Origin of the sequence: Catellatospora sp. NPDC049133, from assembly GCF_040648455.1 — a bacterium.
Lineage (GTDB): Bacteria > Actinomycetota > Actinomycetes > Mycobacteriales > Micromonosporaceae > Catellatospora > Catellatospora aurea.
Genome location: NZ_JBEZDT010000032.1, coordinates 19,261 through 36,098, shown reverse-complemented (window position 1 = coordinate 36,098; position 16,838 = coordinate 19,261). Strand labels below are relative to the sequence as shown.

General features: G+C 73.0%; 19 protein-coding genes. 7 read left to right on the top strand and 12 right to left on the bottom strand.

Annotation, left to right across the window (positions count from 1 at the left end; all coding sequences use genetic code 11):
• Positions 1–288: 288 nt before the first annotated feature.
• The 5 genes from AB0B35_RS30785 to AB0B35_RS30765 all read right to left on the bottom strand — a co-directional run bounded on the left by AB0B35_RS30785 (position 289) and on the right by AB0B35_RS30765 (position 5,296).
• Positions 289–1,845 (bottom strand): D-aminoacylase, encoded by a 1,557-nt coding sequence (locus AB0B35_RS30785; RefSeq protein ID WP_361051942.1) that lies wholly within the window; start codon positions 1,843–1,845, stop codon positions 289–291.
• Positions 1,846–1,891: 46 nt separating this feature from the next.
• On the bottom strand, positions 1,892–2,218 hold the full coding sequence (locus AB0B35_RS30780) for a hypothetical protein (protein ID WP_361051939.1): 327 nt from the start codon (positions 2,216–2,218) through the stop codon (positions 1,892–1,894).
• Positions 2,219–2,272: 54 nt separating this feature from the next.
• On the bottom strand, positions 2,273–3,379 hold the full coding sequence (menC, locus tag AB0B35_RS30775; protein WP_361051936.1) for an o-succinylbenzoate synthase: 1,107 nt from the start codon (positions 3,377–3,379) through the stop codon (positions 2,273–2,275).
• Positions 3,376–4,248 carry a GNAT family N-acetyltransferase gene (locus AB0B35_RS30770; protein WP_361051933.1) on the bottom strand — a complete coding sequence of 291 codons (873 nt, stop codon included), beginning with the start codon at positions 4,246–4,248 and terminating at the stop codon, positions 3,376–3,378. The genes menC and AB0B35_RS30770 overlap by 4 nt, the downstream gene beginning before the upstream one ends.
• A 127-nt stretch (positions 4,249–4,375) precedes the next feature.
• On the bottom strand, positions 4,376–5,296 hold the full coding sequence (locus AB0B35_RS30765) for a MerR family transcriptional regulator (RefSeq protein WP_361051930.1): 921 nt from the start codon (positions 5,294–5,296) through the stop codon (positions 4,376–4,378).
• A gap of 74 nt (positions 5,297–5,370) precedes the next feature.
• On the opposite strand from AB0B35_RS30765, the gene AB0B35_RS30760 reads away from it, so the two are divergent.
• The gene (locus AB0B35_RS30760) at positions 5,371–6,567 is read left to right on the top strand and encodes a deoxyribodipyrimidine photo-lyase (protein WP_361051927.1); all 1,197 of its coding nucleotides are present in this window, start codon (positions 5,371–5,373) and stop codon (positions 6,565–6,567) included.
• An 8-nt stretch (positions 6,568–6,575) separates the two neighbouring features.
• Here AB0B35_RS30760 and AB0B35_RS30755 read toward each other — a convergent pair whose 3' ends face one another.
• The 3 genes from AB0B35_RS30755 to AB0B35_RS30745 all read right to left on the bottom strand — a co-directional run bounded on the left by AB0B35_RS30755 (position 6,576) and on the right by AB0B35_RS30745 (position 8,913).
• Positions 6,576–7,469, bottom strand: coding sequence for a hypothetical protein (locus AB0B35_RS30755; RefSeq protein ID WP_361051924.1), 894 nt, complete (start codon positions 7,467–7,469; stop codon positions 6,576–6,578).
• A 323-nt stretch (positions 7,470–7,792) separates the two neighbouring features.
• Complete coding sequence (locus AB0B35_RS30750) at positions 7,793–8,452, bottom strand: hypothetical protein (RefSeq protein ID WP_361051921.1); 660 nt, start codon at positions 8,450–8,452, stop codon at positions 7,793–7,795.
• Positions 8,449–8,913, bottom strand: coding sequence for a MarR family transcriptional regulator (locus AB0B35_RS30745; protein WP_361051918.1), 465 nt, complete (start codon positions 8,911–8,913; stop codon positions 8,449–8,451). The genes AB0B35_RS30750 and AB0B35_RS30745 overlap by 4 nt, the downstream gene beginning before the upstream one ends.
• A gap of 173 nt (positions 8,914–9,086) precedes the next feature.
• Here AB0B35_RS30745 and AB0B35_RS30740 point away from each other — a divergent pair, with 173 nt between their 5' ends.
• The gene (locus tag AB0B35_RS30740; RefSeq protein WP_361051916.1) at positions 9,087–9,719 is read left to right on the top strand and encodes an alpha/beta hydrolase; all 633 of its coding nucleotides are present in this window, start codon (positions 9,087–9,089) and stop codon (positions 9,717–9,719) included.
• Positions 9,720–9,762: 43 nt separating this feature from the next.
• Here the strand turns inward: AB0B35_RS30740 and AB0B35_RS30735 are convergent, their stop codons facing one another.
• Positions 9,763–10,035 carry a GlsB/YeaQ/YmgE family stress response membrane protein gene (locus tag AB0B35_RS30735; protein ID WP_361051913.1) on the bottom strand — a complete coding sequence of 91 codons (273 nt, stop codon included), beginning with the start codon at positions 10,033–10,035 and terminating at the stop codon, positions 9,763–9,765.
• 113 nt (positions 10,036–10,148) lie between these two features.
• Between AB0B35_RS30735 and AB0B35_RS30730 the strand changes: the two genes are divergently transcribed.
• The gene (locus AB0B35_RS30730) at positions 10,149–10,649 is read left to right on the top strand and encodes a hypothetical protein (RefSeq protein ID WP_361051910.1); all 501 of its coding nucleotides are present in this window, start codon (positions 10,149–10,151) and stop codon (positions 10,647–10,649) included.
• A gap of 59 nt (positions 10,650–10,708) precedes the next feature.
• Here AB0B35_RS30730 and AB0B35_RS30725 read toward each other — a convergent pair whose 3' ends face one another.
• The gene (locus AB0B35_RS30725; RefSeq protein WP_361051907.1) at positions 10,709–11,092 is read right to left on the bottom strand and encodes a PRC-barrel domain containing protein; all 384 of its coding nucleotides are present in this window, start codon (positions 11,090–11,092) and stop codon (positions 10,709–10,711) included.
• Positions 11,093–11,319: 227 nt separating this feature from the next.
• On the opposite strand from AB0B35_RS30725, the gene AB0B35_RS30720 reads away from it, so the two are divergent.
• Positions 11,320–11,814, top strand: a complete 495-nt coding sequence (locus tag AB0B35_RS30720) for an SRPBCC family protein (RefSeq protein ID WP_361051904.1) — start codon at positions 11,320–11,322, stop codon at positions 11,812–11,814.
• A gap of 56 nt (positions 11,815–11,870) precedes the next feature.
• Complete coding sequence (locus AB0B35_RS30715; RefSeq protein ID WP_361051901.1) at positions 11,871–12,575, top strand: hypothetical protein; 705 nt, start codon at positions 11,871–11,873, stop codon at positions 12,573–12,575.
• A 67-nt stretch (positions 12,576–12,642) separates the two neighbouring features.
• On the opposite strand, the gene AB0B35_RS30710 is transcribed toward AB0B35_RS30715, so the two are convergent.
• Positions 12,643–13,188: an MOSC domain-containing protein gene (locus AB0B35_RS30710; RefSeq protein WP_361051898.1), complete on the bottom strand. Its 546-nt coding sequence runs from the start codon at positions 13,186–13,188 to the stop codon at positions 12,643–12,645.
• 77 nt (positions 13,189–13,265) lie between these two features.
• Between AB0B35_RS30710 and AB0B35_RS30705 the strand changes: the two genes are divergently transcribed.
• A complete protein-coding gene (locus AB0B35_RS30705) occupies positions 13,266–13,556 on the top strand; it encodes a hypothetical protein (protein ID WP_361051895.1) in 291 nt (96 codons plus the stop codon).
• A 55-nt stretch (positions 13,557–13,611) separates the two neighbouring features.
• Positions 13,612–15,918 (top strand): carbamoyltransferase HypF, encoded by a 2,307-nt coding sequence (gene hypF / locus AB0B35_RS30700; protein ID WP_361051892.1) that lies wholly within the window; start codon positions 13,612–13,614, stop codon positions 15,916–15,918.
• Between the two features lie 128 nt (positions 15,919–16,046).
• Here the strand turns inward: hypF and AB0B35_RS30695 are convergent, their stop codons facing one another.
• Positions 16,047–16,787, bottom strand: coding sequence for a TetR/AcrR family transcriptional regulator (locus AB0B35_RS30695; protein ID WP_361051889.1), 741 nt, complete (start codon positions 16,785–16,787; stop codon positions 16,047–16,049).
• Positions 16,788–16,838: the final 51 nt, after the last annotated feature.

Genomic DNA, 16,838 nt, shown 5'->3' with positions numbered 1-16,838 from the left:
CACTTTTCAGCCCCCTCTCAACCTTCCCAGGCAACGCACAGCAGGCCCCTTCCACGTCGATCATGAACTTATGGCACGGCTCGACGGCGTGTCCCTACCCCAAGTTCCTGATCGACAGCGCGACCTCCGCTGGACCACACACTTCGGCGAGCGGTTACATCTTTTTTGATGTGGCCACATCAAAAAAGATGTAACCGCTGTACGCAGATGTGCCGCGCGGGCGCGGGCAAACCGGCAGCCGCGCCTGACACGCGGCCGCCCCTGCTCCCACCAGAAAGGGCCGGCCCGTCAGCCGCGCAACACCAGGCCGCGCCGCTCGCCGGTGAACCGGCCGGACTCGACCACGACGTGACCGGCCAGCACGACATGCTCGACGCCGGTCGGGCGCACGTCGGGCACGGCGTAGGTGCCGTCGTGGCCGATCGTCGCCGGGTCGAACACGACCAGGTCGGCGACCGCGCCAGCGTCGACGAAGCCGCGTCCGGTGAGCCCGAACTGGTCGGCGATCGCCGAGGTCATCTTGCGGACCGCCTCGGGCAGGGTGAGCAGGCCGCGCTCGCGCACGTACTCGCCGAGCACCCGGGGAAAGCAGCCCCAGGTGCGCGGGTGCTGCAGGCCGACCGGCGGGCCGTTGTCGGAGCCGATGCCGATCAGCGGGTCGGCCATGATGGTCGCCACGTCTTCCTCGGCCATCATCGTGACCACCATGCCCGCCCCTGGGTCGCCCAGCAGCACCTCGCACAGCGTGTCGAAGGCGTCCGCGGTGCCCGCCAGCTCGGCCAGGGTGCGGCCGGTGACCTCGGGCCGGGTCGTGTGCGTGGTGACGAACACGTCGGCCGGGGTGACCCGGGCCCAGAAGCCGTTGGCCTGCGTCAGATCCTCGGCCAGGGCGCGCAGCCGCGCCCGCTCGGCCGGGTCGGCGAGCCGGGCCCGCATCGCCTCGGTGCCGCCGACCAGCGCCGCGCCGGGCAGCAGGGCGTTGAGGAAGGTGCCGCCCGCGCGGTACGGGTACTGGTCGCCACGCACGTCCACCCCGGCCAGGCGGGCGGCGTGCAGCTTGGCCAGCAGCGCCTTGCCGCCGCCGTGGTTGGCCTTGCCGGCGACCTTGCAGTGCGAGACCTGGAGCCGGACCCGGGCCTGCGTGGCGATGGCGATCGCCTCGTCGAGGGCCTCGCCGAGCCGGTCGTCCTCATTGCGCATATGGGTGGTGTAGGGGCGGTTCCAGCGGTGCGCGACCCGGGCCAGGGCGATCAGCTCGGCGGTGTCGCCGTAGCTGCCGGGTGGGTAGATCAGGCCGCTGGACAGGCCGACCGCGCCGGCCGCGAACGCCTCGTCGGCCAGGCGGCACATCTGCTCCAGCGCGCCCGGGCGCAACCGCTCGTCCATGCCGTTGGCGTACGCCCGCAGGGTGTTGTGCCCGACCATCGCCGCGATGTGGTTGGTCGGACCGGCGGCGGCGATGTCGTCGAGGTAGCCGGCGAAGTTACGTGGCACCACCGGCACGCCCCCGGCCAGTTCGGCGAACAGCGGCCCGGTGGCCTCGATCGCGGCGGCGTCCAGCGGTGCGAAGGAGAAGCCGCAGTTGCCGACGATCTCCGTGGTGACGCCCTGGTGCAGCTTGAACGGCTGCGGCTGCGGCATCAGCGGCACCGGGTCGGAGTGGCTGTGCGCGTCGATGAAGCCCGGCGCGACGGCCAGGCCGGTCACGTCGATCTCCCGCCGGGCCGCGCCGAGATCCGCCCCGACGGCGCTCACCCGGTCGCCGGTGATCGCGACGTCGGCGACGACGCCGGGACCGCCCAGACCGTCGTACACCGTGCCACCGCGCAGCAGCAGGTCATGCATGTTCAAGCCTCCAGGGGGAAGGGGTGGGGGTCGTGCGGGTCACCGGTCAGGTGGTGATCCGGGCGCGGCCCGCGGCGGCGAAGGCGATCAGGCCCGCCGCGATGACAGGCAGGCCGACGCTGAACAGCGCCAGCGCCCCGAGCGCGCACAGCAGCACCCCGGACACCAGCAGTGCGGGGGCCCGCCTGCGCCGCGAGCCGAGCGCGCCGCCCAGCGTCAGCGCCGCCGCGACGAGCAGGCCGCCCACGAACCAGAGCACCGGCGTGCCGCCCTGCTGGACGACGGCTATCACGTACCCGCCCGCCGACAGCAGGCACAGCAGCACCACGACCAGCGGCAGCCAGTCGATACGGAGCCGGGTACGCGCAGCCACGCCGTCATTGTCCCCGAGGTGGCGGTCCCGGTCCGGCCAAACGGGGCGAAGGGGTCAGCGGGCGATCCATTCCGTGGCGGTGGTGACCTCGGCGAGCGCTTCGGGGTCCGGGTCGACGCCCACGCCCGGTCCGGTCGGCACGGCCAGGTGCCCGTCGGCCAGCACGAACGGGGCGGTGATGTCGCGGCGGAAGTAGCGGTCCGAGGCGGAGGTGTCGCCGGGCAGGACGCAGCCGGGCAGCGCGGCCAGGGCCACGTTCGCGGCCCGGCCGATGCCGGTCTCCAGCATGCCGCCCACCCAGACCGGCACCCCGTTGGCGGCGCACACGTCGTGCACGCGGCGGGCCTCCAGGTAGCCGCCGACGCGGCCGGGCTTGATGTTGACGACCGACGTCGCGCCGAGCGCGATCGCGTCGGCGGCGGCCCGCGCGCTGGTGATCGACTCGTCGAGGCAGATCGGGGTGCGCACCTGCCGGGCCAGCTCGGCGTGGCCCCGGATGTCGTCCTCGGGCAGCGGCTGCTCCATCAGCAGCAGCTCGAACGGGTCCAGCTTGGCCAGGTGGCGGGCGTCGGCAAGGGTGTACGCCGTGTTCGCGTCGACCTGGAGCAGGATGTCGCCGAAGCGCTCGCGCACCGCGCGCACCGGCTCGACGTCCCAGCCGGGCTGGATCTTCAGCTTGATCCGCAGGTAGCCCTCGGCCAGGTAACCCGCGACGGCTTCGAGCAGCTCCGGGATCGAGTCCATGATGCCGACGGAGACGCCCGCCGGCACCCGGTCGCGCACCGCGCCCAGGTGCGCCGCCAGCGGCGTGCCCGCGATCCGCAGCTTCGCGTCCAGCAGCGCCGTCTGCACCGCCGCCTTGGCCATCGGGTGGCCCTTGATCTTCGCGAACGGCACCTCGGCCAGGTACGGGTCCGCGTCCGGCAGGCTCAGCACCGCCGGGATCAGGAAACGCCGGATCACCTCGGCTGCTCCGTCCACGTACTCGCTGGAGTACAGCGGCTCGGCCATCGCCACGCACTCGCCCCAGCCCTGCGCCCCGTCCTCGGTGACCGCGCGCACCAGCAGCACGTCGCGGTCGTGTTCCACCCCGAACGAGGTGCGGAACGGGCTGACCAGCGGCATCGCGATCCGGCGCAGCTCGAACCCGGTCACCTTCATGACTTCTCCTCCAGCACGTACCAACCTTCACGGCTCATCCCGGTGATCCGGTAGCCGGTCTCCAGCGCCCCGCAGATCGCCTCGCGCACCGCGGTCCGCCACAACTTCGCCACGTCGCGGTCCTGCGCCCGCAGCCGTTCGATGTCGGCCGGCACCGCGACCAGCAGCACGGGGGCGCCCGTGGGCGGGCGGGTCGGCGGCAGGGTCGGCGCGTCGGTCGAGGTGCGGCTCAGCAGCTCGGCCGCCCCGGCGGCGCGCAGCGCGGCCAGGTCGACCTCGCGCACCTCACCGCGGGCGGCGGCCGACGCGGCCGGGGACAGCAGCTCCCAGCGAATGTAGAGGCGGTCGGTCGCCTCGCCGGTGTTGATGCCGTCGTTCATCTCGCCGTAGAAGTCCGGCAGGTACTCGGCCGCCGTCGCGCCGAGTTTGTGCAGGTTGACGTAGGCGTTGCGGCGCACCAGGGGGTCGAAGGTCCAGCAGATCTCGCCGATGCCCCGGGCCAGGGTCCAGGCCCGCTGGTGCTGCTTGAGCGCGAAACCCACGCCGCCGCTCTGCTTGGCGGGGTCCACGCCGGCGATGTGCGAGTGCAGGTGTCCGGTGCCGAAGAAGCCCACGGCCGCGCCGATGAGGTCGTCGCCGCGGTAGGCCCCGACGACGTAGTTGCCCGAGTGCTCCAGCGCGCGCAGCATGCCGGCGTTGATGAGCTGGTCGGGCGAGTCGGCCCGCCAGACCCGGCACAGCAGGTCCGCCGCGCGGTTCTGCTCGGGCACGGTGGACAGCTCGCGCATGCGTACGCCTAGCCGGTCGGCGGCGGCCCGCGCCAGCTCCTCGGCCTGCACCACCGCGTCCACGGTGATCTGCTGCGTCACGTCGCCCCACTCTCCCGCCGGCTCGTCATGCCCTGAGCGTATGGCCGCGTGAGTCGCCGCCGATGGTCGCGGTCGACGAAAGCGACCACCGCCGGTGGTGCCCGCGCACGAGGCGGCGAGCCGGACGTCAGGGCAGCGTGCTGACCGTGGCGACGAGCGTGAGCGCCTCGTCGAGCGTGCGCGGCCGCAGCACGCCGTCGGGCAGCTCGTCGGGCCAGCCGGGCCCGGCCGCCGCGACCACGGCGGGGCGGCGCGGCAGCTCCAGCACGGCCCGCAGCGTGGCGAGGTCGGCGGTGCCGGGCTGGTGCGACCACACGACGACGATGGCCGGGCCGGTGCGGCGTACGGCGTCGAGCAGGGCGCGCGGGGGGACGCGGGCGCCGAGCAGCCGGGCGGCGACGCCGCGTTCGGCGAGCGCGGCGGCCAGGGCCTCCAGGGGCAGGCTGTGCTGCTCCTCGTCCGCGCAGGCCAGCAGCACCGGCACCGGCGAGCCGGGCGCGGGCCGGCGGACCCCGCCGAAGACCTCGCTGACGCAGCGCGAGACGAGGTGTTCCACGTCGACGAGGCGCTGGGTGGCGGCGTGGCGGGTGCCGATGCCGACGAGCACGGGCACGAGCAGGTCCTGCCAGGCGTCGACGACGCCGTGCTCGGCCACGGACTCCTGCACGAGGTGGCGCACGGTCAGCGCGTCGAGCCGCATGGCGGCGCGGGCCAGGCCGCGGGCCTGCGCTCCGGCCCGGCCGACGGCGACGGTGTGGCCGCCGCCGTCGCGGGTGTGCGGGCGCTCCTCGGCGAGCTGGGCGATTCCGTCGCGGCCGGCGGAGCGGGCGACGCGGGCGGCTTCGGCGGCGGGCACACCCTGGGCGGTGAGCCGGCGCATGGTCTCCAGGCGGGCCAGGGCGTCGGCGTCGTAGCGGCGGTGGTGGCCGGGGTCGTGGCCGCTGGGGCCGAGCCCGTAACGCTGGTGCCAGGTGCGCAGCGTGGTGACGGCGATGCCGAGCCGCCGGGCGACGGCGCCCGCGCTCAGCCCTTCGTCCTCGCCTGCCACGTCAGCAGCCTATCGCAGCGTACAGTTGCGTTGATTGCTGCATCGTTATCTCCCGCCGACGCCTGGGGATGATCATGAATACCGTCGTACTGTTGCTGACCCGCGATCTGCGCGTGCACGATCATCCCGCGCTGGCCGCCTCCTGCGCCAACGCCGAACGTGTGGTCCCGCTGTTCGTCGCCGACCCGGCGCTGACCGTCCCGGACAACCGCCGCCGCTTCCTGCTGGAGAGCCTGCAGGACCTCCGCGACGGCCTGCGCCGCCGGGGCGGCGACCTGCTGGTGCGCTCCGGCGACCCGGTCGCCGAGGCGGTGCGCACCGCCCGGGAGGTCGGCGCCGAGGGCATCGCGCTGACCGCCGACGTGTCCGAATACGCGGCCCGCCGCCAGGAGCGGCTCGCACGAGCCTGCTCGCGCGAGCGGCTGGCGCTCAAACTGTTCCCCGGCGTCACGATCGTGCCCGCCGGCGAGGTCACCCCGTCCACGGGCGGCGACCACTACAAGGTCTTCACCCCGTACTGGCGGGCCTGGCAGTCGTCGCGCTGGCGCGACACGGTCGCCACCCCACGCAAGATCCACCTGCCCGACGGTGTCACCGGCGACGACCCGCGCGCCGTGCTCGGTGACGCGAAGAGCGAGTCGCCGCACCCGATGACCGGCGGCGAGAGCGAGGCACTGCGCCGCGTCAAGGACTGGAAGACCAAAGCCGCCGCGTACGCCGACCGGCACGACGACCTGCCCGGCGACGCCACCTCGCGGCTGAGCCCGTACCTGCACTTCGGCTGCCTGTCCCCGCTCGCCCTGGCCACCGCCGACGGCATGCCCGAGGCGTACGTCCGGCAGCTGTGCTGGCGCGACTTCTACCACCAGCTGCTGGCCGCGTTCCCGAAGCTGCGCACGCAGGCCTTCCGGCCGGGCGCGCAGGAGCAGTGGCAGGACGACCCGGTGGCGTTGCAGGCGTGGCAGGCCGGCGAGACCGGGGTGCCCATCGTGGACGCGGGCATGAAGCAGCTGGCGGCCGAGGGCTGGATGCACAACCGGGCGCGGCTGGTCACCGCCTCCTACCTGACCAAGACCCTCGAGCTGGACTGGCGCGACGGCGCGGCCTGGTACGACCGGATGCTGATCGACGCCGACGTGGCCAACAACTACGGCAACTGGCAGTGGGTCGCCGGGACCGGCACCGACACCAAGCCGTACCGGCGCTTCAGCCCGGACCGGCAGGCCGAACGCTTCGACCCCGACGGCGAGTACGTGCGCCGCTGGACCTGATCGGGCCGTCAGCCCGCCCGGCCGTAGCCCCACCCCATCCGGGACTTCATCGGCTCGGTCCCCGTCGCCGTGACGTGCGCGATCAGCACCGACCGCAGTGGCTCCGGCGGGTCGGGCCGGCCTTTCCACTCCAGTGCGGTGAACAGATCGGCGGCCCCGTCGAGCCGCTCCGGCGTGGGCGCGGCCAGCACCTCGAAGATCGACTCAACGGACTCCTGCAGCAGCATCCGCCGCGGCGCGAGTTCGTACCAGGGCGTGCCGCCCCCGGGCACCGGCGGGGCATGCGGGGTGAAGCCCGCCCAGGCCAGTAGCGCCGCGATCCGCTGCGCGGCATCCGGAAAGCGCACGGCGGTGAGTTCGGCGAGCCGCTCCTCCGCGTCGTCCTCGCGCTGGGACGTGGCCTCGGCGGCCTCGGTGAGCCCCGGTGGCGCGGCTCGCACCCACGCGACCCGGCGGTACTCCTCCTGCGCCTCGTATTCCGCCAGCATCTGCTCGATCTCGCGGGGGCGGGTCAGGCCGTGCTCGGCGAGCCAGTCGGTGAGCGCGGGGCCGTCTCGCAGATCGGCGTCGCAGTCACCGACGCCCCGCAGGCCGGTCTGGTGGTGCAGGGTCCACTGGGCGATGTCCTGGCCGGCCGCGTCGCGCACGAGGATCGTCGGCGAGCCGAGGCACCGGCAGCGGTCGCCGGTGCCGCCGTCCACGATGGTCAGCAGCTCGGCCAGCTCACCGATCTCGGCACCGGAGAGCGAGATGCGGGCGGCATCCGGTTCGTGCGCTTTCTGCGGGGACGTCGCGACGATGACGACCTCAGCGGCTTCGCTCAGAACCCGGCGCAGGGCGGCCGTGGTGGGAGCCTCGTCGTCGCGGATGCCGAGGGAGAAGTCGTCGCGGTGGCCGGTCACGGCGGGCAGCGTACCGCGGGTGGCGGAGAACGAGGTGTCGGTGCGAGCGGATACATCTTTTTTGATGTGGGCACATCAAAAAAGATGTATCCGCAAACGGAACAGCATGTCCCAGCCGCGGTACCGGTTCCGACGCCGAGGGAGGACTCCCCGTCACGCTTCGGCCTGCGACAACGTGGGTGACTCCGGGCCGCCAGGAGGTCCGTAAGCAATGGATCTCTTGGCCCCATCGGGTCGCCCGATCTCCGATTCGCTGTCTTGAACTGCCGAAACGCAGTCCAGTCCATGATCACTGGCACCGTGATCATGGACTGGAACAGGGTTCAGCCCGCGTTCGCGCCGGAGCGGGCCAGGTGCTCGCGGGCCGCCGCGACCAGGGCCTTCGGGTCGTCGGCCCAGACCCGCACGTGGGTGACCGGCTCGGTCGGGCCCTTCGGGAGGTGGAACACGGTCGGCTCGCGCAGGACGACGTCCACGTTGGTCTGGCTCAGGATGACGATGCTCATCACGGTGCCGTCGGCGGTCTGCTCGTACTGGAAGGTGCGGCTCGCCTGCAGGGAGCGGTTGCGGGCGCTCACCGAGACCACGTTCTCCCACGGGATCGGCAGCGTGATCGTCGCCGCGTGCCGCAGCCGCAGGCCGGACGGCACGACCAGGTGCGGGTGCACCTTCACCATGGCCAGCAGGCCGATCATCCAGGCCAGGCCGTACACGCCCACGAGCGCCAGCGCCAGACGCGCGCTCTCCCACGGCAGCAGCAGGTCCACGGCCGGGATCTCGATCGCCGAGATCACGATGAACACCCAGATCACCGGCGTCATCGCCTTGGCGTAGCCGAACGCGGCACCGCCGTCCTCGGTCACCAGCGGGCGGCGCAGCACCCAGCGGTACAGGCTGCGCCACATGCCCAGCTCGTACGCGAACAGCCGGCGGGTCAGCCGCCACGCCTGCTGCCATCGGGACAGGGAAGCGGGGGTCGTCATGAGGTCTCCTCGCCAGGGGTGGTGGTCAGGCCGACTGCGCGCAGCCGGTCCACGATCTCGTCGAGGCCGGCGCTCAGGCACTCGAACCGGTCCTCGGACATCCCGCCGAACAGCAGGTCGGCGAACCCGGCCTGCTGTCTCTCCATGTCGGCGACGACCGCCGCGCCATGCTCGGTGAACGAGACGAGCAGCGCCCGGCGGTCGGTGGGGTGCGGCTGCCGGGTCACGAAGCCGGTCGCCTCCAGCCCGTCCACCAGGCCGGTGACGGTGCGCGCGCTCACCCCGAGCCCGTCGGCCAGCGCCCGCTGGGTGCTCGGCCCGCTGCTGCGCAGCAGCCAGAGCAGGGTGGTCCGGGACGGGGTGAGCCCCTCTTTGGCCAGGCTCTCGGTCATGTCCTTGTTGAGCAGAACCACCAGTTCGAGCACGCGGTCGAGCGCCGCCAGATACCGCTGCTCGGCCACGGAGCCTCCAGTGATCGTGATGCACATTCACTATGTGCCAGTGACACAATGATGACAGGTCACCATCTCCACGGCAAGCGGACGGGAACACCGGCTGGATGTCCGGCCCTGCGCGCGGTACAGATGGCAGGGGCCGGCGGCGAGCACCGGCCCCGATCACCGAGGGAGCAGACATGCGCGTACCCGCGCTGGAGATCCGTGAGGCGGCCGACCGCCCGCAGGCGCTGGTGATCCTGCTGCACGGCGGGGCGGCCGGCGGGCATGGACGAGCGCACCGCGGCCGAGCCGCCTACCTGCGCATGCTGCCGTTCCAGCGGGCCATGCCCGGCGACGTCACGGTGTGGCGGCTGCGCTACCGCTTCCGGGGCTGGAACGGCGCGGCCGCCGACCCGGTGCGCGACCTGGAATGGGCCCTGGACCAGGCCCGCAGCCGCCACCCGGGCCTGCCGGTCGTCCTCGTCGGACACTCGATGGGCGCTCGCGCGGCCCTGTGGGGTGCGGGCGATCCGCAGGTCACCGCCGTCTGCGCACTCGGCCCGTGGATCGAGCCCGGCGACCCGGTCGCACAGCTCGCCGGGCGCACCGTCCTGATCGCCCACGGCGACGCCGACCGGATCACCGACCCGGCCGCCTCCCGCCGGTACGCCGTCGCGGCCGAGAAGGCCGGGGCGGACGTCACCTTCCTCGACGTCACCGGCGACGGCCACGGCATGCTGCGCCGCGCCCGGTACTGGCACCGGCTCGTCGGCGACTTCGTCCGGGCGCACACCCCGCGCGGCGAGCCGGACCGGGTCCGGACAGCGTGATGCGGGCCGGGCGTCGTGCCCGACCCGCATCGTGGCTGTGGTGTCAGTCGACGCGCGACCGCGAGGCGATCGGCGCGACCAGCGCGACGCCCAGCGCCGCGAATCCGATCTGGAAGAGGAGCTCCAGCCAGTCGACGCCGCCCGTGTTCGCCACGTCGAAGGCGCCCGCCACGAACGTGCCCAGCAGGGCCGCGACGACACCGATGACGATGGTCAGCCACAGCGCGACGGACTGGCGGCCCGGCAGGACCAGCCGACCGAGCACACCGATGACCAGACCGATGATGATGGCGGTGAAGATACCGGTGATTTCCACGGTGTTTTCCTTTCCCTGTCGTTGACACGGCGATGCCCGCACCCCGGGGACGGCAAACCAACACCTGCCCAGCGGCCGTGGCCGCGCCCGACGGCGGAGCGCACACTGCGGGGATGGACCAGGCTGCCGCTCGGCTGTACCGCTACATCGGCCCGCCCGAACTGCTCGCGACCGTCGCCCCTGGACAGTCCGGTCGGCTGCTCGACTCCGCGCAGGCCGTGCGGGCCTGGGTGGCGCAGGTGGGCGGTGAGCCGTTTACCTATGTCGTCAACGCGGCCGGCCGGTTGCTGGCGGCGGACCGGCGCAGCGAGCACGTCGCCTGCGCGGGCGGCCGCGACGTGCTGGGCGCGGGCGAACTGTCGTTGCGGGGCACGGCCACGGGCTGGGCCGTCGCCGAGGTCAGCAACCAGTCCACGGGGTACGCCCCCGAACCGGCGTCGTGGCCGGCGGTGGCGGCGGCGCTCGACCACGCCGGGATCGCCCACCCGGGCGGCTTCACCGCCGCGTTCGATTTCCGCCGCTGCCCGGCCTGCACGGAACTGAACCTGGTCAAGGACGGCGACTACACGTGCTGCCTGTGCGAGGCTCCGCTGCCCGCGCGGTGGCACGGCTGAACCGGGCGCAGACGAGGACGGGCCCCGGCGCGTACGCCGGGGCCCGTCCTCTCACATCGTCACCGGCGCTCGCGGTCGGCGTAGTACGTGCCGACCTGATCGCGGTACAGCGTTTCGTCGCGGAGGTCCGGGTCGTACTCCGGAGCGTCCTTGATCTCTGCCTTCGAGCGGTTGACGAACACCTTCTCCTCGGTCCAGTCGATGTTGTTCACGACTCCCGCGGGAAGCATCCGCTTGCTGCCGAAGATCCACGGACCGGTGTCGACCACGATGTAGCTGGAGCCGACGGCCCCGGTCGCTTCATCGATCTTGCCGATACCACCGTCGACGGCCTCGACGTGGAAGCCGACGATCGAGCGGTCCCCGCCGTCGTCGGTCGTCTTGTAGTCGAGGTCCGCGCTGTAGCTCCACGGGTCCCAGGGGATCGGGTTCATGGCAGTCATGTCTTCCTCCTCCTCGTTGGACTGGTGCTGACGACGACCGCCTACCCGCTCCGCCGCCCGCCTAACCCACCCCCACCCGCCCATGATCACCCGACCTGCCCGGCACCTGGGCGAATGAGCGGTCAAGATGCCCACGATTGCCGGGCACGACGGTGGATCATGGACGGGACGCCGGGGGCATATGGGTTATATGCATAATTCGTACCGGGGCGGGGTACGAGCTCGACATGGCACGAACCGAGCGCGTGATCGCGGCCTCGCCCGAGCGCGTCTTCGCCGTCCTCGCCGACGGCTGGACGTACGCGGACTGGGTCGTCGGCACCGCGCACATCAGGGACGTCGACTCCTCCTGGCCCGCTGTCGGCAGCAGGCTGCACCACAAGGTCGGCCCCTGGCCGCTGTCGACCGCCGACGTCACCCACGTGGTGCGCTGCGAAGCGCCGTACCGGCTGGTGATGCGGGCCCGGATGTGGCCGCTCGGCGAGGCGGTCGCGGACTTCCGCCTGGTCCGCCTGGACGCCCACTCGACCCTGGTCACGCTTGTCGAGGACTTCACCCGCGGCCCGCTGCTCGCGATCCGCAACAAGCTGAACGACCTGCTGCTGCACGGCCGCAACAAGGAGGCCCTGGACCGGCTGGCCGACTTCGCCGAGAACCGCGAGAACACCTACGACGCCCGGGCGCTGGCCGAGGTACGGCTGGAGCGCGTCGCCCGGCACTGACCGGGCGGGGCGGGTCGCGATACCCGGATCCGGCCGGCAGGGTGCATCATCTGCACATGCCCCTCCCGCCGCCCAGGCAGCTGGACTACTACCTGCTCGCCGCCGACGAGTCCGCCCGCCCGGCGGCGGTCGTCGTCGAGGACCTGGTGCTGCGCGACGACGGCACCGCCATCGGCATCGACAACGTGACCTGGACGGCGACCGGCGGCTCGTGGCAGTGCACCCCGGCGCTCAGCCGCGACCTGCGCGCCGACGAGCGGCTGCGCGGGCGGGTACGCGCGGTCGACGCGGGCACCGCCGAGACCGCGCTGCGCGAACTCGGCGGTGGCGACCTGCCGGACGAAGCGTTGCTGCGGGCGCGGTTCGGCGACTTCCTGCCGCTGCCCTCGGCCCCGCTGCTGCGCCTCGGCCCGGCCCAGGCGCCGCCCGGCTTCCGGGACCGGCACGTCTACCGGATCCTGTTCGCGGGCGATCTGGACCGTGCCGGGCTGCAGTGCCTGCGGCTGTGGTGGCGGCTGGAACCGGTCGAACCCGCCGCCGACCCGTCGGGCCGCCTCGTCGGGCGGGCCCGCCGCGCGGTGGACGGGCACGAGCTGAGCTGGGAGCTGCGCCGGATCGGGCCGGGCCTCGGCTGGGCCGTCGACCTGACCGCGTGCCTGCGCGACGGACCCGCCGCAGGGGTGCCCGCGCTGCTGCGCGACCTGCGGCAGCTGGCCCGCGCCCACGGCCTGATCCCGGTGTCCGTCGAGCGCCTCGGCTGAGCCCGGCTTCCTGCCCACCCGGAACGCCACGACACCGAGGACCTAGCGGCGCGTGGCCGGTCTTTGATCAGACCCGGTCGAGCGGCAGATGCGGCTCGGCGGGCAGTTCGACGGTGACCGTGTCGCCGGGGCGCACCGGGCCGCCGGCCAGCACGATGCTCATGATGCCCGCCTTGCGCACCAGGTTGCCCTCGTCGTCGCGGTGGACGACCTGTTTGAGCAGCCCGTGCTCGAAGCGGTCGATCTGGGCGCAGGGATTGCGCAGGCCGGTCACCTCGACGACGGCCTGCGGGCCGATGCGCAGCACCGTGCCCCAGGGCAGCGACAGCAGATCGAGGCCACGGGTGGTGATGTTCTCGCCGAGCTGGCCCGGCGCGACCTCGAAGCCCTGCTCGCGTACCTCGTCGTGCAGCTCGGCGTGGATCAGGTGGACCTGGCGCAGGTTGGGCTGGGTCGGGTCGGCGGCGATCCGCGACAGGTGCCGCACGGTCACGCCCGCGTGCGCGTCCCCGGCCACGCCGAGCCCCGCGACCAGCTCGATCTCGTCGGCGTTCGGCTTGCTGAACCGGTGTTCGGCGTCCCGGCTGACGGCCACCACGATGGGAGCTGACATGCGCCCATCCTCGCATCCGGTCCGGCCGGCGGCATGCTCCGTTGCGGGCCCGGTCGCCGGGGACCGATCATGACCTGATGCAGCCCTCCGCGGATCCCGAGCGCCCCACCGAGGTGACCCTGCTCAGCCAGGCGGGCAACGCCGCCGTGGTGCACCTGCCGGGCCGGGCCTTCCCCGGCGTGAACCTCCAGGGCGACTCGCTGTCGGTGCTGCGTACGCAGCTGGCGGGCGCGGCGGGGACGCTGCGGGAGACTCCCGGCGACGCCGACGCCCTGGACGAGCTGGACGACGTCGTCAGAGAGCTGAACGCGCTGCTGGCCTACTACGAGCGGGTGCTCGCCCAGCACGGTATGCGTCGCCCCTATTAAGCCGCCGCCGGGCGGGTCCGCCGGTTTTCGGGGCGCCGGGCCGCAGAATCATGTCATGGCATACGGGGTGATTTCCGACGAAGCCTCCCATGAGCGGCTGGCGGTGCGGGTCGCCGGAGTCGTCCAGGGTGTGGGGTTCCGGCCGTTCGTGTACACCCTCGCGCAGCGGCTGCACCTGCGCGGGCACGTCGGCAACGACACCGAGGGCGTGTTCATCGAGGCCGAGGGGCCGCGGTCGGCGCTGGACGCGTTCCTGTGCGCGCTGGACCTGGAACGCCCGCCGCTGTCCGTGATCGACTCGATGACCGCCGCGCCGCTGCCGGTGACCGGCACGCCCGGCTTCACCATCGTGGCCAGCGACGCGTCCGGCCCACCCGCCGCGCAGGTCACCCCGGACGCCGCGACCTGCGAGGCCTGCCTGGACGAGACCACCGGCGGGGGCGGCCGCCGGCAGGGGTACGCGTTCACGAACTGCACCCACTGCGGTCCCCGGTTCACCATCGTGCGCGACGTGCCCTACGACCGGCCGAACACGACCATGGCCGGGTTCGCCATGTGCGACGACTGCGCGAAGGAGTACGGCGACCCCGCCGACCGCCGCTTCCACGCCCAGCCCGTGTGCTGCCCGGCCTGCGGGCCCCGGCTCAGCCTGCTGAGCATGGACGGCAGCTCGGTGCTCACCGCCGGGGCCGACCCGGTCGCCGCGACCGCGCGGCTCCTGCGCGCCGGGGCCGTCGTCGCGATCAAGGGCCTGGGCGGTTACCACCTGGCCGTCGACGCGACGCACCCCGAGGCCGCCGCCCGGCTGCGCGCCGCCAAGCACCGCGAGGACAAGCCGTTCGCGCTGATGGTGGCCGACCTCGCGGAGGCGGCCGGGATCGCCGAGGTGGAGCCCGCCGCGGCACGGCTGCTACGCCACCCGGCCCGGCCGATCGTGCTGCTGCCCCGCCGCACCCGCCATCCGGCGCACCGCATCGCCGAGGCCGTCGCGCCGGGCTGCCGCGAGCTGGGAGTGATGCTGCCGTACACGCCGCTGCACCACCTGCTGCTCGCCACGATCGTCCGGCCGCTCGTGATGACCAGCGGCAACTCCTCCGACGAGCCGATCGCCTTCCGCGACGACGACGCGATGACCCGGCTGACCGGCATCGCCGACGTCGCGCTGACCCATGACAGGCCGATCCACCTGCGCACCGACGACTCGGTGGCGCGGGTGGTACGCGGGTCGCCGATGCTGCTGCGCCGCTCGCGCGGCTACGTGCCGCGGCCGGTGCGGCTGCCGTGGAAGCTGCGCCGGCCCGTGCTGGGCTGCGGGGCCGCCCTGAAGAACACCTTCTGCCTGGCCCGTGGCGAGTTCGCGACGCTGTCGCACCACATCGGCGAGCTGTCGAACGCGGCGACGTTCCGCTCGTACACCGAGGGCGTCGGGCACCTGGAGCGGTTGCTGGGGATCACGCCCGAACTGCTCGCGCACGACCTGCACCCGGACTACCCGTCGACGGCGTACGCGCAGGAGCGGGACGGGGTGGAGCTGGTCGGGGTGCAGCACCACCACGCGCACATCGCGTCCTGCCTGGCCGAGCACGCGGAGCAGGAGGCGCTGATCGGGGTCGCGTTCGACGGGCTGGGCTACGGCGACGACGGCACGCTGTGGGGCGGCGAGATCCTGGTGGCGGATCTGGCGGCGTACACCCGGGCGGGTCATCTGGCCGCGGTGCCGATGCCCGGCGGTGCGGCGGCGGTGCGCGAGCCCTGGCGCATGGCGCTGTCCTACCTGGACACGCTCGGCGGCGAGCTGCCCGACCTGCCGCTGGCGGCGCGGCATGCGGCCGCCTGGTCGCCGCTGCGCGACGCGGCGCGGGCGGGGGTGAACGCGCCGCTGACCTCCAGCGCGGGGCGGCTGTTCGACGCGGTCGCGGCCCTGCTGGACCTGCGCGACGAGGTCACCTACGAGGGCCAGGCCGCCGTGGAGCTGGAGCAGGTGGCACGGCGCGGCGAGGTCGCCGGTTACCCGGCGGAGATCACCGAGGACGCGGTGCTGTCGCTGAGCGGCGCCGACCTGGTCCGCGCGGTGCTGGCGGACCGGCTGGACGGGGTGCCGGTGGCGGAGATCGCCGCCCGGTTCCACGCCGGCGTCGCCGACCTGATCGTGAACGCCTGTCTGCTGGTACGCGAACGCCACGGCCTGCACACCGTGGCGCTGTCCGGCGGCGTCTTCCAGAACACGCTGCTGCTCGGCCGGACCCTGGACGGCCTGACCCTGTCCGGCTTCCGGGTGCTGACCCACCGCCAGGTCCCGCCCAACGACGGCGGCATCAGCCTCGGCCAGGTCGCCGTGGCCGGCGCCCGCGACCGCCGCTGACCACGGCCCGTGCCTGCTCCCGGCCTTGCTCGGTAAGGAAGGGCACCTTCACATCGCTATGTGTTGTAGAAGGTGCCCTTCCTTACCGCGCAGGAAGGTTGACCTTGCTTACTTGATGTTGACCTTGCCTACTTCATGAGGCGTTGGACGCCGTCGAGGATGACGTCGAGGCCGAAGGCGAAGGCATGGGCGGGGTCGGCGGAGGCCTGGTAGACCTGGCTGCTGGCCTCGCCGACGCGACCCGCGACCGGGAAGTCGTGGCCGGCCATGACGCGCTCCAGGACCGGGGCCGTGGCGCGCCACCACTCCTGCTCGTCCAGGCCTGATTCGCGCTGCGCGCGGACCAGTCCGGCGTGACTGCGGGCGACGCCTTCGACGTGGGTCAGCACGAGGGTGAGCACGGAGTCCATCTGCAGGTCGGTCAGGCCGATGCCGTCGAGCACCCGCAGCTCGGCCTCGTACTTCAGGACGGCGTTCGGGCCCAGGGTCGGGCGGCCGCCCGTGGCGTCGAGCAGCCACAGGTGGCGCAGGCTGACGTCCCAGTTGCGCTCGGCGACGTAGCGCAGGCCCTCGCGCCATCCGCCATGCCCGGACGGGTCGTCGACGCCGGCGTACAGCTCGCCGAGGACCGTGTCGACCATGAGGTCGTTGAGTTCGGCCTTGCCGGGCACGTGGGTGTAGAGCGACATGGTCCCGGACCCGATCTTGTCGGCGACCCGGCGCATGGTGGCCGCTTCCAGGCCCTCGGCGTCGGCCAGCTCGATCGCGGCGTCGACGATCGCGCGGACCGTCAGGCCGGACCGGCCGGGCCGGGTGTGCGAGCCCCACAGCAGCGCGAGACTGCGACCTGGGTCACTTTTGCCGCTCACGGGAACACTCCACCTCGTCTTATCAGTTGGCGTACGTCGTACGGTACAGGC

Bases quoted from the DNA above. Each gene is read 5' to 3' on its own strand.
- AB0B35_RS30785 (WP_361051942.1), bottom strand. From the start codon at position 1,845: ATGCATGACCTGCTGCTGCGCGGTGGCACGGTGTACGACGGTCTGGGC.
- menC (WP_361051936.1), bottom strand. From the start codon at position 3,379: ATGAAGGTGACCGGGTTCGAGCTGCGCCGGATCGCGATGCCGCTGGTC.
- AB0B35_RS30760 (WP_361051927.1), top strand. From the start codon at position 5,371: ATGAATACCGTCGTACTGTTGCTGACCCGCGATCTGCGCGTGCACGAT.
- AB0B35_RS30750 (WP_361051921.1), bottom strand. From the start codon at position 8,452: ATGACGACCCCCGCTTCCCTGTCCCGATGGCAGCAGGCGTGGCGGCTG.
- AB0B35_RS30740 (WP_361051916.1), top strand. From the start codon at position 9,087: ATGCGCGTACCCGCGCTGGAGATCCGTGAGGCGGCCGACCGCCCGCAG.
- AB0B35_RS30730 (WP_361051910.1), top strand. From the start codon at position 10,149: ATGGACCAGGCTGCCGCTCGGCTGTACCGCTACATCGGCCCGCCCGAA.
- AB0B35_RS30725 (WP_361051907.1), bottom strand. From the start codon at position 11,092: ATGACTGCCATGAACCCGATCCCCTGGGACCCGTGGAGCTACAGCGCG.
- AB0B35_RS30720 (WP_361051904.1), top strand. From the start codon at position 11,320: ATGGCACGAACCGAGCGCGTGATCGCGGCCTCGCCCGAGCGCGTCTTC.
- AB0B35_RS30715 (WP_361051901.1), top strand. From the start codon at position 11,871: ATGCCCCTCCCGCCGCCCAGGCAGCTGGACTACTACCTGCTCGCCGCC.
- AB0B35_RS30710 (WP_361051898.1), bottom strand. From the start codon at position 13,188: ATGTCAGCTCCCATCGTGGTGGCCGTCAGCCGGGACGCCGAACACCGG.
- AB0B35_RS30705 (WP_361051895.1), top strand. From the start codon at position 13,266: ATGCAGCCCTCCGCGGATCCCGAGCGCCCCACCGAGGTGACCCTGCTC.
- hypF (WP_361051892.1), top strand. From the start codon at position 13,612: ATGGCATACGGGGTGATTTCCGACGAAGCCTCCCATGAGCGGCTGGCG.